The sequence below is a fragment of the Eubacterium ventriosum genome (assembly GCF_025150745.1).
Classification (GTDB): Bacteria; Bacillota; Clostridia; order Lachnospirales; family Lachnospiraceae; genus Eubacterium_G; species Eubacterium_G ventriosum.
Window position 1 is genome coordinate 2,605,811 of record NZ_CP102282.1, and the last position, 20,230, is coordinate 2,626,040.

General features: G+C 34.6%; 17 protein-coding genes. 4 read left to right on the top strand and 13 right to left on the bottom strand.

The window, feature by feature from the left end:
• Window positions 1-121: 121 nt before the first annotated feature.
• Together trpS and rsmH are read right to left on the bottom strand one after the other, a co-directional pair.
• Complete coding sequence (trpS, locus tag NQ558_RS11695) at window positions 122-1,126, bottom strand: tryptophan--tRNA ligase (RefSeq protein WP_005360043.1); 1,005 nt, start codon at window positions 1,124-1,126, stop codon at window positions 122-124.
• 190 nt (window positions 1,127-1,316) lie between these two features.
• Window positions 1,317-2,414, bottom strand: a complete 1,098-nt coding sequence (gene rsmH / locus NQ558_RS11700) for a 16S rRNA (cytosine(1402)-N(4))-methyltransferase RsmH (protein WP_005360042.1) — start codon at window positions 2,412-2,414, stop codon at window positions 1,317-1,319.
• Window positions 2,415-2,582: 168 nt separating this feature from the next.
• Here rsmH and NQ558_RS11705 point away from each other — a divergent pair, with 168 nt between their 5' ends.
• Window positions 2,583-3,062: an S-ribosylhomocysteine lyase gene (locus NQ558_RS11705; protein ID WP_005360041.1), complete on the top strand. Its 480-nt coding sequence runs from the start codon at window positions 2,583-2,585 to the stop codon at window positions 3,060-3,062.
• A gap of 242 nt (window positions 3,063-3,304) precedes the next feature.
• Window positions 3,305-4,728 (top strand): IS3 family transposase gene (locus NQ558_RS11710; protein WP_242652128.1). Its coding sequence is split into 2 segments (ribosomal slippage): window positions 3,305-3,794 and window positions 3,794-4,728, totalling 1,425 coding nucleotides; the frame shifts between segments, so codons are not numbered across the junction.
• 125 nt (window positions 4,729-4,853) lie between these two features.
• Here NQ558_RS11710 and NQ558_RS11715 read toward each other — a convergent pair.
• Together NQ558_RS11715 and NQ558_RS11720 are read right to left on the bottom strand one after the other, a co-directional pair.
• A complete protein-coding gene (locus NQ558_RS11715; RefSeq protein WP_005361674.1) occupies window positions 4,854-5,621 on the bottom strand; it encodes a TraX family protein in 768 nt (255 codons plus the stop codon).
• Between the two features lie 38 nt (window positions 5,622-5,659).
• Complete coding sequence (locus tag NQ558_RS11720) at window positions 5,660-7,540, bottom strand: hypothetical protein (RefSeq protein WP_005361677.1); 1,881 nt, start codon at window positions 7,538-7,540, stop codon at window positions 5,660-5,662.
• Between the two features lie 236 nt (window positions 7,541-7,776).
• On the opposite strand from NQ558_RS11720, the gene NQ558_RS11725 reads away from it, so the two are divergent.
• Both NQ558_RS11725 and NQ558_RS11730 read left to right on the top strand, forming a co-directional pair.
• Window positions 7,777-9,411: an ABC-F family ATP-binding cassette domain-containing protein gene (locus tag NQ558_RS11725; RefSeq protein ID WP_005361679.1), complete on the top strand. Its 1,635-nt coding sequence runs from the start codon at window positions 7,777-7,779 to the stop codon at window positions 9,409-9,411.
• 74 nt (window positions 9,412-9,485) lie between these two features.
• A complete protein-coding gene (locus NQ558_RS11730; protein ID WP_005361681.1) occupies window positions 9,486-10,397 on the top strand; it encodes an alpha/beta fold hydrolase in 912 nt (303 codons plus the stop codon).
• Between the two features lie 75 nt (window positions 10,398-10,472).
• On the opposite strand, the gene NQ558_RS11735 is transcribed toward NQ558_RS11730, so the two are convergent.
• The 9 genes from NQ558_RS11735 to gltX form a co-directional block, all read right to left on the bottom strand.
• Window positions 10,473-11,600 carry a chorismate mutase gene (locus tag NQ558_RS11735; RefSeq protein WP_005361684.1) on the bottom strand — a complete coding sequence of 376 codons (1,128 nt, stop codon included), beginning with the start codon at window positions 11,598-11,600 and terminating at the stop codon, window positions 10,473-10,475.
• Between the two features lie 31 nt (window positions 11,601-11,631).
• Entirely contained in the window at window positions 11,632-12,501 is an 870-nt protein-coding gene (gene folK / locus NQ558_RS11740) for a 2-amino-4-hydroxy-6-hydroxymethyldihydropteridine diphosphokinase (RefSeq protein WP_005361686.1), read from the bottom strand.
• A 55-nt stretch (window positions 12,502-12,556) separates the two neighbouring features.
• Window positions 12,557-13,366, bottom strand: coding sequence for a dihydropteroate synthase (gene folP / locus NQ558_RS11745; RefSeq protein ID WP_005361688.1), 810 nt, complete (start codon window positions 13,364-13,366; stop codon window positions 12,557-12,559).
• A gap of 17 nt (window positions 13,367-13,383) precedes the next feature.
• Window positions 13,384-13,947, bottom strand: a complete 564-nt coding sequence (folE, locus tag NQ558_RS11750) for a GTP cyclohydrolase I FolE (protein ID WP_040446791.1) — start codon at window positions 13,945-13,947, stop codon at window positions 13,384-13,386.
• A gap of 32 nt (window positions 13,948-13,979) precedes the next feature.
• Window positions 13,980-15,362 (bottom strand): bifunctional folylpolyglutamate synthase/dihydrofolate synthase, encoded by a 1,383-nt coding sequence (locus NQ558_RS11755; RefSeq protein WP_040446809.1) that lies wholly within the window; start codon window positions 15,360-15,362, stop codon window positions 13,980-13,982.
• A 156-nt stretch (window positions 15,363-15,518) separates the two neighbouring features.
• Entirely contained in the window at window positions 15,519-15,989 is a 471-nt protein-coding gene (locus tag NQ558_RS11760; RefSeq protein ID WP_005361694.1) for an SH3 domain-containing protein, read from the bottom strand.
• 100 nt (window positions 15,990-16,089) lie between these two features.
• A complete protein-coding gene (locus NQ558_RS11765) occupies window positions 16,090-16,392 on the bottom strand; it encodes a DUF1292 domain-containing protein (protein WP_005361695.1) in 303 nt (100 codons plus the stop codon).
• Between the two features lie 130 nt (window positions 16,393-16,522).
• Window positions 16,523-18,352: an ATP-dependent helicase gene (locus NQ558_RS11770; RefSeq protein ID WP_005361701.1), complete on the bottom strand. Its 1,830-nt coding sequence runs from the start codon at window positions 18,350-18,352 to the stop codon at window positions 16,523-16,525.
• Window positions 18,353-18,657: 305 nt separating this feature from the next.
• Complete coding sequence (gene gltX / locus NQ558_RS11775; RefSeq protein WP_005361703.1) at window positions 18,658-20,115, bottom strand: glutamate--tRNA ligase; 1,458 nt, start codon at window positions 20,113-20,115, stop codon at window positions 18,658-18,660.
• Window positions 20,116-20,230 lie beyond the last annotated feature (115 nt).

Consider the following 20,230-nt stretch of genomic DNA (forward strand, 5'->3'; position numbering starts at 1 on the left):
GCATTGAACCAAAATCTGGCACAATGCTTTTTTATATTTTATTATCATTATTTTTTTACAATAAAAAACTGTTCGTCATGAATAAACTTCTTATTAACTTTGTTTTTCATCTGCCAAACTCCTATCTGATTCTTTCTGTGAGTCCAACTTTCTTCTGAACTTTTCTAAGGGTTTTGTTTGCAAAATAAGCAGCTTTTTCATCATTTTCTTTGATAACGCTATTTAAATATGTTTTATCTTTCTGAAGTTCATAAAATCTGTCCTGTAAAGGTTTTAGTCTGTTAGCAACACACTCTCCTACTGCAAGCTTGAATTCACCATATCCTTTGCCATCAAATTCTTTTTCAACCTCTTCAATAGTCTTTCCTGTAATACATGAATAAATATTAATAAGGTTCTGAATACCCGGCTTATCATCTGAATATCTAATTTCCATATCTGAATCAGTTACAGCTCTCTTAAACTTACGGATAATTGTATCAGGATCATCCATTAACAAAATACTTGCATTAGGATTTTCGTCTGACTTTGACATCTTTCTTGTTGGATCCTGAAGGCTCATAATCTTAGCTGTTGACTTTCCAATGTATGCCTCAGGAATTGTAAATACATCACCATAAATTCCATTAAATCTGTTTGCAATATCTCTTGTAAGCTCTAAGTGCTGCTTCTGGTCAACACCTACAGGTACAACATCTGCCTGATACAGCAAAATATCTGCCGCCATAAGTGATGGATATGTAAAAAGTCCTGCATTAATATTATCTGCATGTTTAGCAGCCTTATCCTTAAACTGAGTCATTCTGTTTAATTCGCCCATATACGTAAAGCAATCAAGGATCCATGCAAGTTCAGCATGAGCAGAAACATGTGACTGAAAATAAATACAGTTTTTTTCAGGATCAAGTCCTGCTGCAACGTACAATGCATATAAATCTCTTGCTCTCTTTCTAAGTTCAGCAGGATTCTGTCTAATTGTTAATGAATGTAAATCTGCTATTGCATAAAAACATTCATATTCTTCCTGCATTTTAAGCCAATTATCAAGTGCTCCCAAATAATTTCCTAATGTTAATGTTCCTGTTGACTGCATAGCACTATATGATACCTTCTTATCGCCTAACATATTGTTCTCCCTTATATCTTTATTTTTTGCTTTTATGTTTTATATTTCTATATTGATTTGATTATCAAAGCACCCAAGTCACTGTCTATTTATTAAACAGATTGACATATGCTTTCCTCTCTCATATTCTTATACATCATACCACTTTTTAAATGGTTTGTATATTTATTTTATTAAGCACTGCTTTAAGTTAAGCCTTTATTGCCCAGCGCATCTTTGTTGACCTTGCTCTTGGATTAGTGTTACATTCCTCTGCACTTGGTCTTATAACATCTTTTGCAACTTCACTGTAAACTCCCTGCTTCTGTAAAGCCTTAAATGATTTCTTTACAAGACGGTCTTCTCCTGAATGAAATGTAAGCACTGCCACTCTTCCGCCACTTGCCAAAGCATCCGGAAGTTTTTCAAGAAAATCATACAACACTTCAAATTCATTGTTTACATCAATTCTTAATGCCTGAAAAACTCTTGCACAGCTTTTCTTTACTGCTTCTTTTCTCTCTTTTTGTGGCACAACACATAAAGATTTCTCAATTACGTTTTTTAAATCAGTAGTTGTTTCAATCTTATTATTTGTTCTATTTCTTGCAACTATAGCTTTTGCAATTTCATATGCATATGGCTCATCTGAGTTTTCAATAAACATTCCTTCCAGCTCATCTACAGAAATATCTCTAAGTCTTTCTGCTGCCGAAATTCCTTTTTCTGGATTCAATCTTAAATCAAGTGGTCCTTCATACTTATAAGTAAAACCTCTTTCCGGATTGTCAATCTGCATTGATGACACCCCAAGGTCCGCCAAAATAAAATCAAAAGGTCCGTGTTCCTTAGCTACCTGATCTATGTTTCTAAAATTAGTATTTATTGTAGTAAGAACATCTTTCCCAAAACCTTTGTCTGCCAAACGCTTAGTTGTCTTTTTTATTTCAATAGGATCAATATCCAATCCATAGATATGTCCTTTTCTATCTAACTTCTTAAGCATCTGTAAAGTATGTCCACCATATCCAAGTGTGGCATCCAGACCAATCTGTCCCGGTTTAATATCCAAAAACTCTAGAATCTCCTTTACACATATTGAAATATGCATACCTGCCGGAGTACTTCCCTTACTAATAACCTTCTCAATGGTATCCTTATATTTTTCCGGATTATGCTCTTTATACTTTTCAGCGTAAGTTCTTGGATGTGTGCCTTTGTAACGCACACGTCTTTTATGCGGCTTTTCGCTGTTTATATTCTCGTTATTATTTTCATTATTGTTTATGTTTTCGTTATTAATATCCATATTTTAACGCCCCTTTAAGCTAGAGTATGACTAGTATAACATATAAATTTTTCCATTTCTATATCAACAAAGAACACTTTATGCCTTCTGTTTGATTTTCGCTATAATTCGTGTTATATTTTTCCTATAATTTTTAACCGTTATGGTTTGTAATAGGAGGAAGTTTCTATGGAAAAAATAGCAAGTTTTACAATAGACCATTTAAAATTATTACCCGGCGTTTATGTTTCAAGAAAAGATAAGGTTGGCCAACAGGTTATTACAACTTTTGATATTAGAATGACACGCCCTAATTTTGAACCTGTTCTTAATACTGCAGAAGTTCATACAATTGAGCATCTTGGCGCAACATTTTTAAGAAATGATTCTGAATTTAAAGACAAAACAATATACTTTGGTCCTATGGGATGCAGAACAGGATTTTATATGGTTTTGGCTGGTGATTATGATTCAAAAGATGTAGTTGAACTTGTAACAAGAATGTTTATATTTATGAAAGATTTTGAGGGAGATGTTCCCGGTGCATGTGCCAAGGACTGTGGCAACTATCTTGACATGAATTTAAATATGGCAAAATACGTATGCGACAAGTACTATAATGAAGTTCTAAAAGATATAGACGAAACAAGACTGGTATATCCTAAATAAAAGATTTTTCGTTGAAAGTTATTTAAAATAATATTGAAAGAAAAAAAGCCATTGCAAACAATAGGCAGATTTTTGAAATTTTGCGAGTATAGTGTACAGCGATAAACTTACTGTCTGAGCCGTAGGCGAGTTTAAGTTTTCGCTGTACAATAGACGACGGAGCAAAATGAGAAAATCAACGTGTTTGTACCGACCCCCAAAAGTTAGACCCAAAAATCTAACGATTGGAGGTCGGTATTTTTATGGCAAAATACAGTTATGAATTCAAAAAGCAGGTTATTGAAGCATATCTTAGCGGTGAAGGTGGCTATAAATACTTAGCCAAACGATATGGTGTACCTGCCTGGTCAAACATTAAGAAATGGGTTCGGAATTATGAAACTCATGGTGACAAAGGACTTATGCGTTCGCGAAAACAAGATAAATACTCTTTTGAAAAGAAGCTTTCTGTTGTAGAATTATATTTAGCAAGTGAACTCTCATATCAGGAGCTGGCTCTTCGTGAAGGAATATATAATCCCTCTCAAATCTGTAAGTGGGTAAAGGATTTCCGGATCGCCGGTCCTGATGCATTGAGACCACATAAGAAAGGTCGCAGGAAAACATTGGGTACATCAAACAAAAAGTTAAATATTGAACAAGATACAACTACAGTTCCGGTTGATACCAGTACTGAACATGTAAAAGAACTTGAAGATGAAATTCTTAAGCTTAGAATAGAGAATGCATATTTAAAAGAACTGAGGAGGCTGCGTTTAGAGGAGGAAGCTCTTCTGAAAAAACAGCGAGAATCGTCCACAGCCTCCGGGGAGAATTCAAATTAAAAGACATTCTCGCAGTTGTTGGTTTTCCAAAGGCAACATATATGTATTGGCAAAAAAGATTTGATAGAGAAAATCCAGATATAGAATTAGAAGAAAAGATTCATGAAATACATAAATGTAACAAAGATTATGGCTACCGTCGCATGTGTGGTGAACTCCGCAATCAAGGCCATATCGTGAACAAGAAGAAGGTTCAACGCATCATGCAGAAATATAATCTTCAGGTGATGTCATTTACGAGGAAGAGTCGTAAATATAGTTCTTACAAGGGTAGAATTGGAACGGTTGCTCCTAATAGAATCAAAAGAAGATTTAATACACACATACCTCATCAGAAGATTACAACTGATACAACAGAGTTTAAATACTATGAAGTAGATTCTAAAGGTAAAATGACAATGCATAAGCTATATTTAGATCCATTCATGGATATGTTCAATGGTGAAATAATAAGTTATGGAATAGATAAACGTCCTTCAGCAGCAAATGTGATGAATGCACTAAATGAAGCCATTGAGGTAACTTCTGACTGCCCATTTCGAAGGACCTTTCACTCAGATCAAGGATGGGCATATCAGATGAAAGCTTATTCACATAGACTTAGAGAAGAGAAAATATTTCAAAGCATGTCACGAAAAGGTAATTGCCTTGATAATTCAGTCATGGAAAATTTCTTTGGTCTGCTTAAACAAGAAATATACCATGGAACTGTTTATTACAGTTATGAAGAATTGAAAACTGAAATTGAAAAATATATAAGATATTACAATGAAAAAAGAATTAAAGAAAAACTAGGATGGTTGAGTCCTGTCCAATACAGACTCAGCCTCTTGGTTGCATAAAAAATGCGTAACAGATATTAAAACCTGTTACGCAATAAAAGTCTAACTTTTTGGGGTCGGTACAGTTTGAAAGGGCTTTTTTTTTGCAATATATAAATAACTTTCAACGTAAAAATAAGTTTAATCTAATGTATTACATATATCTTTACTAATACCAGTATCAGCAAGTGTACCGGATAGAACCAGTAGAACATATATTTTAATTTCTTTGTTCCCGGTTTTTTGTTATAAAATGCTATGGGCAACACGCTTAACGCCCCCCACCACTGCACTCCAAATCCAAACATTCCAATGTTGAATACTAAGTTTGAAATTGCTCTTCCTATGTGATGATTATTAAACACATAAAAACATATAATAAGCATTACTCCACCGTATGAATATGATGTGTGGAGGAAGTATGCCATTCCAAAAGCTACTGCCAATGTTACTAATTCAAGTATTGTGTTAAGTCTTCCGGCTCCTATGTGTTTTAATATTTTGTCAGGATATGCAACCCTAAACATTGATATGGACTGTAATGCCCAGATTGCCATATAACCTATAAATAAAGTGAAGATTACGTTCTGTCTTGCCATATCATAGAATCTGCCATAAAGCATATCATAAGGAATCTCTGATACTAAGGCAAATATTCCAAGCCTGATTGCATGTTTTAATCTGTCTGATGTATGAAAAAATCCCTCAACCAAAACAAAACAGAATATTGGGAAGCTTATACGCCCAATAGATCTAAGTATTATATATGTCTGATGATTGTCCTGAAAAAACAAAAAACCTACGTGGTCAATAATCATTGTAATCATAGCAATTATTTTTAGGGTAAATGTACTAATCCCCCATTTATCAAGATTAATAAAAACTCCAAGACCTTTTTCTTTTAATTCACTCATTTTCTTTTTTTCCTTGTGTTTCCATTTATTGCCTTTTCTTATTTAGCCATTAAAACTACAATGCTTCTTGGTGGCACCTGAAGCATTCTCTCAATACCATCACTAGGTTCCTTAAATCCTGAATCTGTAGCAAAAACAACTTTCCACTGTTTTTTATTTCTTGCAGACGGAATGCCGAATTTAATCATCTCCCAAAACATATTGTAAGCTATGAATAAGTCTGCTTCATCTTCTTTTCCATCAATAGTTGCATATTTTCCACAATACATAACAGAAAAATGTCTGTTAAAATGACTAAAATCTGCATACCATGCCTTAGAACCGTGATAAGACATATCCGGCAAACCATATGACTTATAATCCATAAGCCTTGGCTCGCTGCTTAAATGCAAAATCTTATGCTGCTTTCTAAACTGAATAAGCTTCTTTGTAAAGTCAAGAATCTCCTTTGCCATGGCTGTTGTATTCCAGTTAGTCCATGATATTTCATTATCAAGACAATAAGGGTTGTTATTTCCTTTCTGGCTGTTACACATTTCATCTCCGGCATAAATCATAGGTACTCCCTGACTTAGCAATACAAGTGAAAGAGCGTTTTTAATCTGATGCTTTCTTAACTCATTTATTTTACGTTTTCTTGTATCGCCCTCAGCACCACAATTCCAACTATAATTATAAACTGCACCGTCCCTGTTATTTTCGCCATTTGCCTGATTGTATTTCTTATCGTAAGAAACCGCATCATATAATGTAAAAGTATTGTGGTTAGCCACATAATTAACTACTGCCACTGCTGGCGGATTAGCCTTAATCTTGTAAGATATGGTATTTAACATATCCTCATCGCCTTTAATGAACTTTCTTGCCGATACCATAAAATCATCATTAAAGTTTGCCAGATTCTTATTTTCAACATTGGCATAAAAATCCGTATCCGTAGCAAAATTATAAGTAAAAATCTTTGTTGTAGACAAAAGATTGTCCGTCTGAATCATCTTCATGACTGCTTTTTCACAGTTAGCGTGAATACCGTCAATATGATATTCCATAACCCAATAATGAAGTGCATCCAAAATAAGTGTAGGATTAGTTCCTTCAGGGAAAAAGTATTCCATAGAAACCTCTATTCCGTTTCTATGAAGCTCTCTTACCATGTATTTGAACTCTTCAACTTCACTACCCGGCTTTGTGGCATAAGCATATGAAGCTTTCGGTGCAAAAGCATAACCGCTTGTATATCCCCAATAATTAAGCACAGGGTTCTCAATGCTAAACTGTCCCTTCATAGACGTTGCCACATGTGATTCCATTTCATTAAATTCATATGCCGGCATTAACTCTATCATAGTTATTCCAAGTTCCTTTAAATAAGGTATCTTATCTACAATTCCCAAATAAGTTCCCTTATGCTTAGCCTTTGAACTTACATGTTTTGTAAAGCCTCGTACATGAAGTCTATATATAATTGTCTCATCATAAGGTCTTCTAAGTGGTGCGTCGTTTTGCCAGTCAAATTCACTGCTTACAATGCTTCCTCTTATATCAGTAGGAACAATTCCCCATTTTTCTTTTCCTGAAAGTGCCTTTGCATAAGCATCTGTCACAATCTTTCCATCAATAGAAAAATTATAATCATATTTCTTATAATCAAGCCCTTCAATGCTCATTGCAAAAACATTTCCTATAACCTGCGCATTTTCAAAAGGAATACGTGCCGCTTCATTGTTTTTTCCTTTTTCATATAAAACAAGTTCACATTTACTTCCTAATCTTGCTGTAATGGCAAAATTAACCGTGTCGCCTATTACAGTAGCCCCCATCATTAAAGGATTACCTCTGTATACTTTTATTTTATTTAAATCCATTGTGTATCCTTTCCAGTCATTCTTAATATGCCCATATAGACACAATTTTGACATAAATTCTTATGCCCGAACTTTCGCATAGATAAGTGAATTATAACATACCCTTTTGATTAAAGAAACAAAATCAACCTACAAAAATAGTTTTATTAATTTTCCCACATTATCTTTTCTGTACTTTTACACTACATTTATTAAACCTTTATTGCTTAAAATTCCCAAAACTGTTATACTAATCTGTACGGGTGCGATAGCCCACACACCATTATTAAATAAGAGAGGTAACGAAAAAAATGATAAGTACAAGCAATGTATCTTTACGATTTGGTAAAAAGGCATTATTTGAAGATGTAAATATAAAATTTGTTCCAGGTCACTGCTACGGCTTAATCGGAGCCAACGGTGCCGGAAAATCAACATTTTTAAAGATTCTTACAGGTGAAATCGAACCTACAAGCGGTGAGGTTATTATTACACCGGGTGAGCGTCTTTCATTCTTAAAGCAGGATCACTTCCAGTATGATGAATGTACTGTTCTTGATACTGTTATTATGGGTAATCAGAGACTTTACGATATTATGAAAGAGAAAGATGCCATTTATATGAAGGAAGACTTTAGCGATGAAGATGGTATCCGTGCTTCAGAATTAGAAGGTGAGTTTGCAGAAATGAACGGTTGGGAAGCAGAAAGTGATGCTGCTACCCTTCTTAACGGTCTTGGTGTTGATACTGAATATCATTACAACCTTATGAAAGACCTTAACGGTTCATTAAAAGTCAAAGTTTTGCTTGCACAGGCATTGTTTGGTAATCCTGACATTCTTTTACTTGACGAACCTACTAACCACTTAGACCTTGATGCCATTGAATGGCTTGAAGAGTTCTTAATCAATTTTGACAATACAGTTATTGTAGTATCCCATGACAGATACTTCCTTAACAAAGTTTGTACACAGATTGCGGACATTGATTATGCTAAGATTCAGTTATACGCAGGTAACTACGACTTCTGGTATGAATCAAGTCAGTTAATCGTTAAGCAGATGAAAGAAGCTAACCGTAAGAAAGAAGAAAAGATTAAGGAATTACAGGACTTTATCCAGCGATTTAGCGCCAATGCTTCTAAATCAAAACAGGCTACTTCAAGAAAACGTGCTCTTGAAAAAATCGAATTAGACGAAATTCGTCCATCAAGCCGTAAATATCCATACATCGACTTTAGACCTAACCGTGAAATCGGTAATGAGGTTCTTACTGTGGAACATCTTTCAAAAACTATTGACGGTGTTAAGGTTTTAGATGATATATCTTTCGTTGTAGGACGTGAAGATAAAATAGCTTTTGTAGGTTCTAACGGCCTTGCAAAAACTACATTATTCCAAATTCTTGCAGGACAGATGGAACCAGATGAAGGTTCATACAAATGGGGAATTACAACTTCACAGTCATACTTCCCTAAGGATAACACTAAGGACTTTGACAGTGATGATGCAATTGTTGACTGGCTTACACAGTACTCAGACAACAAAGACGCAACTTATGTTCGTCAGTTCCTTGGCAGAATGTTATTCCCCGGTGATGCAGGTGTTAAGAAAGTTCGCGTACTTTCCGGTGGTGAAAAAGTTAGAGTTATGCTTTCAAAACTTATGATTTCAGGTGCCAACGTTCTTATTGTTGATGAACCTACTGACCACTTAGATATGGAAAGTATTACAGCACTTAACAACGGACTTATTAAGTTTCCTGGCGTACTTTTATTCTCTTCAAGAGATCATCAGGTTGTACAGACTACAGCCAACAGAATTATGGAAATTGTTAACGGTAAGTTAATTGACAAGATTACTACTTACGATGAATATCTTGAAAATGATGAAATGGCAAGAAAGAGAGCTGTTTACACAACTGACGGAATGGATGCAGATAACTAGAATCAAATATTTTGATTTGTTTTTTGCTTAGATTAGTACATTTTATTATTAACAGTTAATTTTATGGAGTATCTATGAGACCACATACTATCACCTATCCCCCTGACGGTGTTGAGCCAATTGGGGTTATTGAATTTGTTCACGGAATGTGCGAAACACGTAACCGTTATGCTGCTCCAATGGAGTATTTCAGCCGACGCGGATATATATGTGCCATTGCCGATATGCGTGGACACGGAGAAAACATATTAACAACTGATGACTTAGGCTATTTTGGCGAAGAAGGCTACAAAGGTCTTGTAAACGATGTTCAGGAATATACTATGTATCTTAAACGTGAATTTCCTAATTTACCTTTTATACTTCTAGGTCATAGTATGGGTTCATTGGTTGTAAGAACATATTTAAAGAAATATTCTCAGGAAGTTGATGCCGTTATACTTAGCGGTTCTCCTTCTGAAAACTCATTGGCTGCTGCCGGTAAGTTTTTAGCCAAGTTTCTTGCATTTTTTAGAGGCTGGCATTATAGAAGCCCTTTTATTGAAAATATGGTTAACGGTCCATTTGAGAAACCTTTCCTTAAAGAAGGTATCGTTAACTCATGGCTTTCTACCGACAAGTTTATTGTTGAGGAATATAACAAGGATCCACTATGTGGTGTTCCTTTCACACTAAATGGGTACTACTGCCTTTTCTCATTAATGGAACAGGTTTATAGTAAGCTTGGCTGGACTAACAAGAACAAACAACTTCCTGTTATGTTTATGTCAGGTGGAGATGATCCCTGCCGTAAAAGTGATAAAGATTTTAAAAAAGCTGTTACCCACTTTAAACACTGTGGTTTTCCAAATACTTTTTCAAAGTTATATCCGGGAATGCGACATGAACTCTTTAATGAATTAAACAATGAAGAAGTCTACTATGATATTCTTAAGTTCTTAGAAATAAAAGTTGGTATTGAACCACTGGAAGTTGATGAGGATTAATTATTATCTATAAATAAAAAGAATTGAGTATCCTTTAAGTAAAACACTTAAAAGCATACGCAATTCTTTTTTACATTAATAATTTCCCAATATTTTCATATTAAGCGCTTCTGCATTAATTCCGCTAAGAGCATTTACAACTCCGGGCTGATTGGCCCTACCCTCAAATTCAACATAGAATCTGTACTCCCAGTTCTTATCCGGTACAGGTCTTGACTGAATACGTGTCATGTTAAGGTCATTGTAAATAATATGAGATAACATCTGATATAAAGTACCTGATGCGTGAGGCATTTCAAAACTAATACAAATCAAACCTGCATCTCTTCTTGCCACTCTCTGACGGCTGATAATAATAAACTGTGTTGTATTAGAATCATTAAAATTAATGCCTTTATGTAAAATATTAAGTCCATAAATATTTGCTGCATTTTCGCTGGCAATACAACCTCTGGACTTATCTGACTGTTCCGAAATATATCTTGCGCTTATTGCAGTATTGGCAAGATTAACCTTGCCCCAACCATGTTCTTCAATAAACTTGTTGCTCTGCATAAATGCCTGTGGATGTGAATAAACATCCTTTATATCATCAATTGTAGCTCCCGAAATACCGCAAAGACAATGTTCGATTTTTACATCAAATGTGTCCACAATATAATTCTGAAATTCTACAAGCAAATCATATACATCTGTTACAATTCCCGCTGAAGAATTTTCAAAAGGAAGAACTGCATAGTCAGCCTTTCCATCTCTAACATATTTCATTGCTTCTCTAAAAGTTGTAACATTAACGTAGCTAACCTTATCCCCGAAATATTCTGTTGCCGCCTGCTGGCTGTAAGCTCCGGGAATTCCCTGATATACTACTGTTGCATCCTCTGTTGGAAGCTTATCTACAATATCAAACCCAATATCATTGTTTACGCCTTCTTCATTTAAAAGCTTATACTGCATCTTACGACTCATAGCCATAATCTGTTCAAACAATTCCTCTACGCCGTGAGCATAAAAATCGTCTGATGCTTTAGTCTTTAAAGTGGCTATTTTATCAAGCTCTCTTTGTCTGTCAAGAACTGGCTTGCCTGTTCTAAGTTTATACTCTGCTACATTTTTGCATACTTCCATTCTTTTTTCAAACAATCTAATAATGCTATCATCTATTTCATCTATTTCTTTTCTGCTTTCTAACAAATCCTTCATTGCATTCCTTATACTTTCTTCAGTTTTTTTCTTATTGTTCAGACATCTGTTTCATGTTACATCCACCACAACCTGCACATTTGTTATCCGGCTGTAACTCCTCTAACATCTGACTAACTGTTTTATTTAAAATCGGATGTACTGCATACGGTGCTATTTGTTTAAGAGGTTCCAAAACAAAAAGTCTCTTATGCATTTCCACATGAGGAATTAATAAATCCTTTTCATTAACTATATCATTATTATATAAAACAATATCTATATCCAAAGTTCTTGGTCCCCAGTGTATTTCACGGGTTCTGTTTGCCTCAGCCTCAATTCTGTTAACTGTAGCTAATAATTCTTTAGGTTCATACAATGTTTCTATTTCAACGCAACCATTTAAAAAATTGTCCTGTTCCACAGGTCCATAAGGTTCAGTTTCAATAAATTTAGATACCGCCAAAACTCTGCAATTTTCATCATCATAAAGACTATCAATTGCCTGATTAAGGTATCCCTCCTTGTCTCCTATATTTGAGCCAATACTTAAATAAGCCTTATTCCACTTTCTTGAAATTGAAACAGCTACATTTCCAAAAGGTAACTTAATAGGTGCATTAGGCTTATTAATAGTAAAATCAATAGCCTTAATCTTTGGAAACTCTTTCAAAAGTCCTTTTGTCGTCTGCTCTGCAACAGCCTCAATTAAGTCAAATCTATTTTCAGTCATAAACTTATTTATAAACTTGCACGCCTTTGCATAATTAACTGTATCCTCCAAATCATCGCTTAATCCCGGAGTTCTCACATCAGTATAAAGGTTAGCGTCTACATAAAACTTCTGACCGTTTATTTTTTCATCTTCATTGCAACCGTGGTATGCAAATATTTCTAACTGTCTAATCTTAATACAATCCATATTATTTCCTTTTTAGATAATATTTTTGTTTTTTAATCTTTAATAGCATTTAAACTTATGCTTTTAGAATCTTCTCAGCCATCATCATTGCCTGATAATTCTCTTTTACATCATGAACTCTAAAGATTCTGCATCCTCTTTCAAGTCCCATAACTGTTGTGGCAACTGTGCCTGCCATTCTGTCATTCTTATCCACATCGAGAGTTAAACCAATAACAGACTTTCTTGATGTACCAAGAAGTACAGGATAACCAAGTTCCAAAATTTTGTCCACGTGCTTAATTATTAAAAGATTCTGTTCATAATCCTTTGCAAAACCAACTCCCGGATCTAATACAATCTGAGAATCCTTAACTCCTGCCTTGTGAGCTATCTCAACAGATTCCTTTAATTCATTAACTACATCATTAACAAAATCATTATAAGTTATAACATTCTTGTTATGCATAACACAGGCTGCTACACCTGTTTTTGCCACAAGATCTGCCATATCTCTTTCGCCATACTTAAATCCCCATACATCATTAATCATGTCACATCCGGCTTTAACTCCGGCTTCTGCAACTTTAGTCTTATATGTATCAAGGGATACAGCAATATCAAAATTCTTCTTAATTGCTTCAATTACAGGCACTACACGACCTATTTCTTCTTCGTCACTAATAAGTGTGTAACCTGGTCTTGTAGATTCGCCACCTACATCTATAATCTTTGCTCCATCCTTAATCATTTCTTCTGTATGCTTTAATGCAGCATCTAAGTTGTTAAACTTACCTCCATCTGAAAATGAATCAGGTGTTACATTTAAAATTCCCATTATTACAGGTTCTTTTTCTAAATCAAAATTGTATTTTCCAATATTCATATCATACTCCAATCTTTCTACTGGCCATCCCTAAAAATTGACAAGACGTCACTTCTAAGATTTCTGTCCTCTTCAAAAACTCCTGTACTTGCAAAAGTAACCGTCTTGCTTCCCGGCTTCTTAATTCCTCTTGCAGACATACACATATGCTCTGCCTGTGCCATAACAAGTACACCCTTTGCTCCCAGGTACTTCTCCAATGCCTTAGCTATCTGGTTAGTCATCTGCTCCTGAATCTGTAATCTTCTTGCATAAACTTCTACTGTTCTTGCAAGTTTACTGATTCCCACAACCTTGCCATTTGGAATGTACGCAATATGCACCTTTCCATAAAATGGCATAAGATGATGTTCACATGTTGAATAAAAAGTAATATCCTTTTCAATAACAACATTCTCATTATCACAAGTAAATGTTTTGGACAAATGTTCTTTAGGACTCCTATTCATACCGCTACACAATTCTTCATACATTCTTGCCACACGGTCCGGAGTATCCTTTAGGCCTTCTCTATCCGGATTTTCACCGATTCCCTCTAATAAAAGTCTAATTCCTTCTTCTATTTTCTTCTTGTCAAACACGTCAATCTCTCCTTCCGGCTTTAACTGTTTGTTTAATGGTTACAGATTAATCTTACAACCTGTTTTAGCTCTCCTAAATAAGACAATGAACCAAACGCCAAAATCATATCGGCCCTGTTCTCTTTTATTGTATCTATTGATTCTTCCGCAGCCTGCTTCAAACTATCTGCAACCTGTACATTATGGTTATATTTCACCAAAGTTTCTGCAAGCTTGTGCCCATCTAAACCTCGTGAATTGTTTGGCGTTATCGTAATAATTCTTTCTGCCCTGTCAGCAATAATTTCTGCTTCCTTGGAAAAATCTTTATCAGACAACACCCCCATTATAAATGTTATTCTCTTATTTGTAAAATATAAATCCAAAGTTTTCCTTAGTTCAAGCACTGCTCCCGGGTTATGAGCGCCATCAATTATAATTAACGGCTCCTTACTTATGACTTCCATACGTCCCGGCCAAACTGTTTTTTCTATGCCTTTTTTTATATTTTTCTCAATTGTATTTCCACTATTATTAATATTATTTTTCATACCAGTGCCATTTTTCTTATCTGACTCATCGCATATATTGGTCTTTTCTGTTAATGCTTTATCAAGCACTAATGCTACCTCAACTGCTGTTTTTGCATTTTTAATCTGATATGTGCCAAGAGCCTGAAGGTTAAGAATATATTCTTTATTATTAGATGCTTTGTATGTAACCTTTGTTGTTAAACCATCTATTTCCACATTTTCAAAATCCTGCTCAGTAGGAATTATAAGTTTTGAATTATTCTGCTTGCAAACCTTCTTTATTACATTCTCAGCCTCCACTGTCTGTTTAGACATTACAACCGGACAGTTCTCTTTAATTATTCCTGATTTAACTTTTGTTATTTCTTCAATAGTACTGCCTAAAAACTGAGTATGGTCAAGACTAATTGTGGCAATAACACTGCAAAGAACTTTTTCAAATACATTTGTTGCATCAGTTTCTCCGCCCATTCCACATTCAATTAAAGCTATATCACAGTTCTGCTCTTTAAAAAACATTAACGCCTCTGCTGTTTCTATTTCAAAGGATGTAGGATGTGGCAAACCTTCACTATACATACTGTCACATTTTTCTTTTATTCTTGTAAGCAAATCAGCAGATTGTTCCTCTGATATGTATTCGTCATTTATTCTTATAATCTCACGCTCATTAAAAACTGCAGGTGAACAATATCTTCCAACCTTGTATCCTGATTCCATTAAAATATTCTGAACAAAAGTCATAATGGAACCTTTCCCGTTAGTTCCTGCAATGTGAACTACTTTAAGTTCATTTTGTGGATTGCCCAATCTCTTAAGTAATTCTTTTATGGTATTAAGTCCCAGAATACTTCCCAACTTATTCACATTCTTCAAATACTCTCTTGCTTCACTATAATTCATTTCCATATCCTCAATCCTAATCTATTAAACAGTCAACTTTCATAATAAAATCTAATTATCACTTTAATAATGTAAAAGAAAGGCCTGAACAATTTCAAGCCTTCCCTAAATCTCATTAGTTTCAAAAACTATACTAACGCTATTAATATAAAACTCTTAATCAAGCATATTAGAATAACTAAGATATTTCTTCATTACATATCCTGTATCCTTGCCATATTTAATCTGGCACCACTTGCCATTCTCTGAGATGACCTGTACTTTCTTACCTGCTCCTATCTGAGTTATAAGTTTGGACTTGGCACTTGCCGACTTACGCAGGTTCAAAACATCAGTAGTATACATATACTCTTCTGCCGTAGTAGTTTCCTGAACAGTAGTCTGCGCCACTGTTGTAATCTGCTTTGCAGTAGTTGCCGAAGTTTTTGCCGGCTTCTTTCCTGATGAACAGGACTTAGCCAAAACCATTACCAAAATAAGTACAACTAAAATTCCAACACCAATTGCTATTATAGTGTTTCTCTTCTTAATCTGTTGCTCTCTAATTAACTCTGCCTTGCGTCTTCTGTTTTCTACTATTTTCTTTACTTCTTCTTTTCTTGTTGCTTCATTGTTTGTCCCTGGCATCCTATCACCTCTTTATCTCTAAAGATGATTTAATTATCCAAACATACAAATCATCTCTATACGGATTATGACCTGCTTTACACTCCTACAGTTCTAAATATTATTCCTCGATAATTTCGTCATATTCTCCGTCTTCAACAATACTGTCAAACACTTCTGAAACCATGTCAAATTCTTCCTGTGTTTCAATATTGTCAAGTCCAGGCTCTCCATCTTCGTCTTCAAAATATCTATAAATAAATATTTCTCCATCTTCTTCTCCATTATCATGAAGTAATGCAATATAGTCCTGTCCTTCAACTTCAAAAATTGTAAGCACTTCGCATTCAATCTCTGAATCATCTTCCAATGTAATTGTTACAAATAATTCTTCATCTTCATTGTCAATATTATTAGTTCCCATCTTTTCCTCTTTCCGCTTTCCGCTATTTATTATCGGTATACCTTTTTTATACCAATTAGTTTGCTATAACTTTATCAAAACATACGGGAAAATGCAATAAAATAGATACAGTTCACAAATATTTAACTTTCTACAGCATCTCTTCCACAAACATGGACACTTCTATGGGGCATCCCAGCCTTTCCTCCACCGCATATATATTTAAATAATCTATGGCTCTTGTTATCGCAACATAAAAAAGTCTGCGTTCTTCCTCAAAGTCCCTCTCTCTTAATGCCTTTGACGTAGGGATTATTCCCTGATTAGCATCAACAATAAACACAGCCTTAAATTCCAATCCCTTAGAGCCATGCATTGTCATAATATTAATCCTGTTATTTGTGCCACCTTCTCCACTGCTCTTTTTACCAAAATTCTGACCTTCACTATTTTGTGCTGAATCAATGCTATTTATCCACTGTTCTAATGTATTAAACTTGCTACACTCCTGCACTAACTGTTCCAATTGTTTTAACAACCCTGACATTGGAATATTATTTTCAATGGCATACAGGCGCAAATACTCCTCATAACCTGCACCCTTTCTAATATATGACAATGCTGCCTGAGGTGGTAGCTTTCTTATCATCTCAATATGAAATAGAAAACTGTCTATGTTGTTTTTACTATAAATTCTTCTAACAGCGGAAATATTCATATTCACGCTAAGAACAACCTGCCTGCTTATGTATCTTTGAGGCTTATTTAAAACATATATTAAATTTTCATTGAAATATGTGCCGTCAAACTTTAATGCTCCTCTAACATAAGACAAAATATCCTTTGCAACCATACCATTATAAATGTTACTTCTATGCTTTCCACTTTCCGCTTCTATCTTTCTGTTTTTTAAAAAACTTGAAATCTCCTGAATCTGACTATTATTCCTAACAAGAATAGCCATTTCAGACAGACTAATCCCCTGATTTTCATATTCCTTTATTTTGGATACTACAAACTTTAATTCTTCCACTTGATTTCGAAACTTTCGTATATCAGGTTGAAAATCCTTATTATTATTAGCGTGAGCACACTTATCTAATCTGGTCTTATTATTTTCAATAACACGGCCTGCCACATTAATTATGGACTGAGTACTTCTGTAATTAACATCCAAAACAATAAGTTCAGCCTCGGGATAATAATCCTTAAACTCAATCATAATCTCCGGTCTTGCTCCACGAAAACCATAAATGGACTGGTCATCATCCCCCACCACAAAAATATTGTTAAGAGGACTAGCCAACAGCTCTATTATATTCATTTGGATTCTGTTAATATCCTGAAACTCATCTATTAAAATATACTTATACAGCTCCCTCCACTGTTCAAGTATTGTATGATTCTCACATAACAACAAATAACACTCTCTTAGAATATCATCAAAATCCATCTTGCCATCCTTCTTTAACTCCAAATTATAAGCGTTATAAACCTTTATAAAATCCTCTTTCTTGCAGCAGGACGGCTCATATTCCTGAGCATTAAGCATATTACCTTTAATATTTCCAATATCATTAATAATGTTCTGAGACAATTCTGAAATATCATTAGAAGAAATACCATACCTTCCAATAATCTCCCTTATATAGTCCGTTTTCTGCCTTTCAGACAGAATCTCCGTTGCTTCATACCGCCTTGATTTTCTCAAAATCTTATAAAAGACGCTATGAAAAGTGCCAAAGGTAACCAGTTGTCCCTTCCCTCCATTCATTAATGTAGAAAATCTCTTCTGCATACTTATAGCCGCTGCCTTAGTAAAAGTTACAACTAAAATATTCTCCGGGCGCACTTCCGCCTTCTCTATTAAATTCTTAATTCTATGGGTAATAACTGTGGTCTTACCAGAACCCGGTCCTGCAAGAACCATGGCCGGACCATCCATGTGGCTGATTGCCTGAATCTGTGATTTATTAAACATATATACAACCTTTCCGGTTGTTTCTCTCCAAGTACTGAAAGTCTATCACAGTCTGACTAAAGTGTAAACAGGTAAATGTGATTTCTTATGTTTTTTCAAAGAATACTCAGATTACAAACAAAAGCTTTTCTATTATCCAGAGGATTTTATTATTAAAAAAGACCTTTGATATGCTATTTACAGCTTTAATCAAAAGTCTTTTTAATGTTTTTAACATTTATATTATTTTAAAATCAATCTATTAACATTTCTTATAGTTGTTAACCTGACAGTTACTCGCTTAATAACTATATTTCGTATTAAAATTATTTTGATAATAATTCAATACCTTTCTTAATTCTGCTAATTGATTCTTCTTTTCCGATAACTTCCATAATTTCAAAAGCCCCGGCAGGTGTCATCTGCTTTCCTGAAACTGCAGTTCTAAGTGGCCATAAAGCCTGACCATTCTTGCAACCCTTCTTTCCAATATATTCAAATACTGTATCGTGAAGTCCGTCAACTGAATAATCATCTGTTGCTTCAAGAATTGGAAGTAATTCTGTTAACACTTCTAATGAATTTTCTGAATTAGTTTTCATCTTCTTATGAGTGTACATAGCCACATCATATTCAGATAATTCTTCAAAGAAATCAACCATATCCATAAGCTCTGGGAATGTTTCAATTCTAGTCTTAACCATATCAAGAATCTTCTCTAAATCCAAATCCTTAGTAATAACTTTCTTGATGTATGGCATAGCTTTTTCATAGAATTTTTCATTGTCCATAGCCTTAATGTATTCCCCATTCATCCATTTAAGCTTCTGAATATCAAATACTGATGGGCTCTTGTTTACCTTGTGATAATCAAATTCCTTAATCAACTCATCAAGTGAAAAGATTTCTCTATTGTCTTCAGGGCTCCATCCTAAAAGTGCCAAATAGTTAACAACTGCTTCAGGTAAAAATCCCTGTTCAATTAAATCTTCATATGAAGCGTGACCTGAACGCTTGCTTAACTTCTTGTGATTTTCATCTGTAATCAAAGGTAAATGAACGTATTTAGGTGGTTCCCAACCAAAAGCTTCATATAATCTCTGATATTTAGGTGATGAAGAAATATATTCATTACCTCTTACAACGTGAGTAATCTGCTGAAGATGATCGTCAACAACGTTAGCAAAATTGTATGTTGGATATCCGTCTGACTTAATCAAAATCATATCGTCAAGTTCTTTGTTTTCAACAGTAATCTCACCATATAATTCATCAACAAAAGTTGTAGTTCCTTCTGTTGGCATGTTAATTCTAATTACATAAGGCTTGCCTGCATCAAGATTTGCCTGGATTTCTTCTTTTGATAAATGAAGACAATGCTTGTCATAAACTGTAATCTCTTTTCCATCTTCACCTACAGAAGTCTTCAAAGATTCCAATCTCTCCTTATCACAAAAACAGTAATATGCATCTCCTGATTCAATTAACTTCTTAGCATATTCAAGGTATAAACCTGATGCCTGACGCTCGCTCTGAACATAAGGACCAAATCCCTTATCCTTATCAGGACCTTCATCATGTACAAGACCTGTTTCAGCCATAGTTCTATAAATAATATCAACTGCGCCTTCAACCAAACGCTCTCTATCTGTATCTTCTATTCTTAAAATAAAATCTCCACCTGCATGCTTAGCAATCAAAAATTCATAAAGTGCAGTTCTTAAATTTCCTACATGCATTCTTCCTGTTGGACTAGGTGCGAATCTTGTTCTAACTTTTGTCATTTTCACTTTTCTCCTACTATGAAATACTATTTGAGATTATATCTCTAACTAATATAGTATAGTGCAAAAATTAAGGTTGTGCAAGGGGTTGAAAACCAAGAGTATTCCCCCCTCA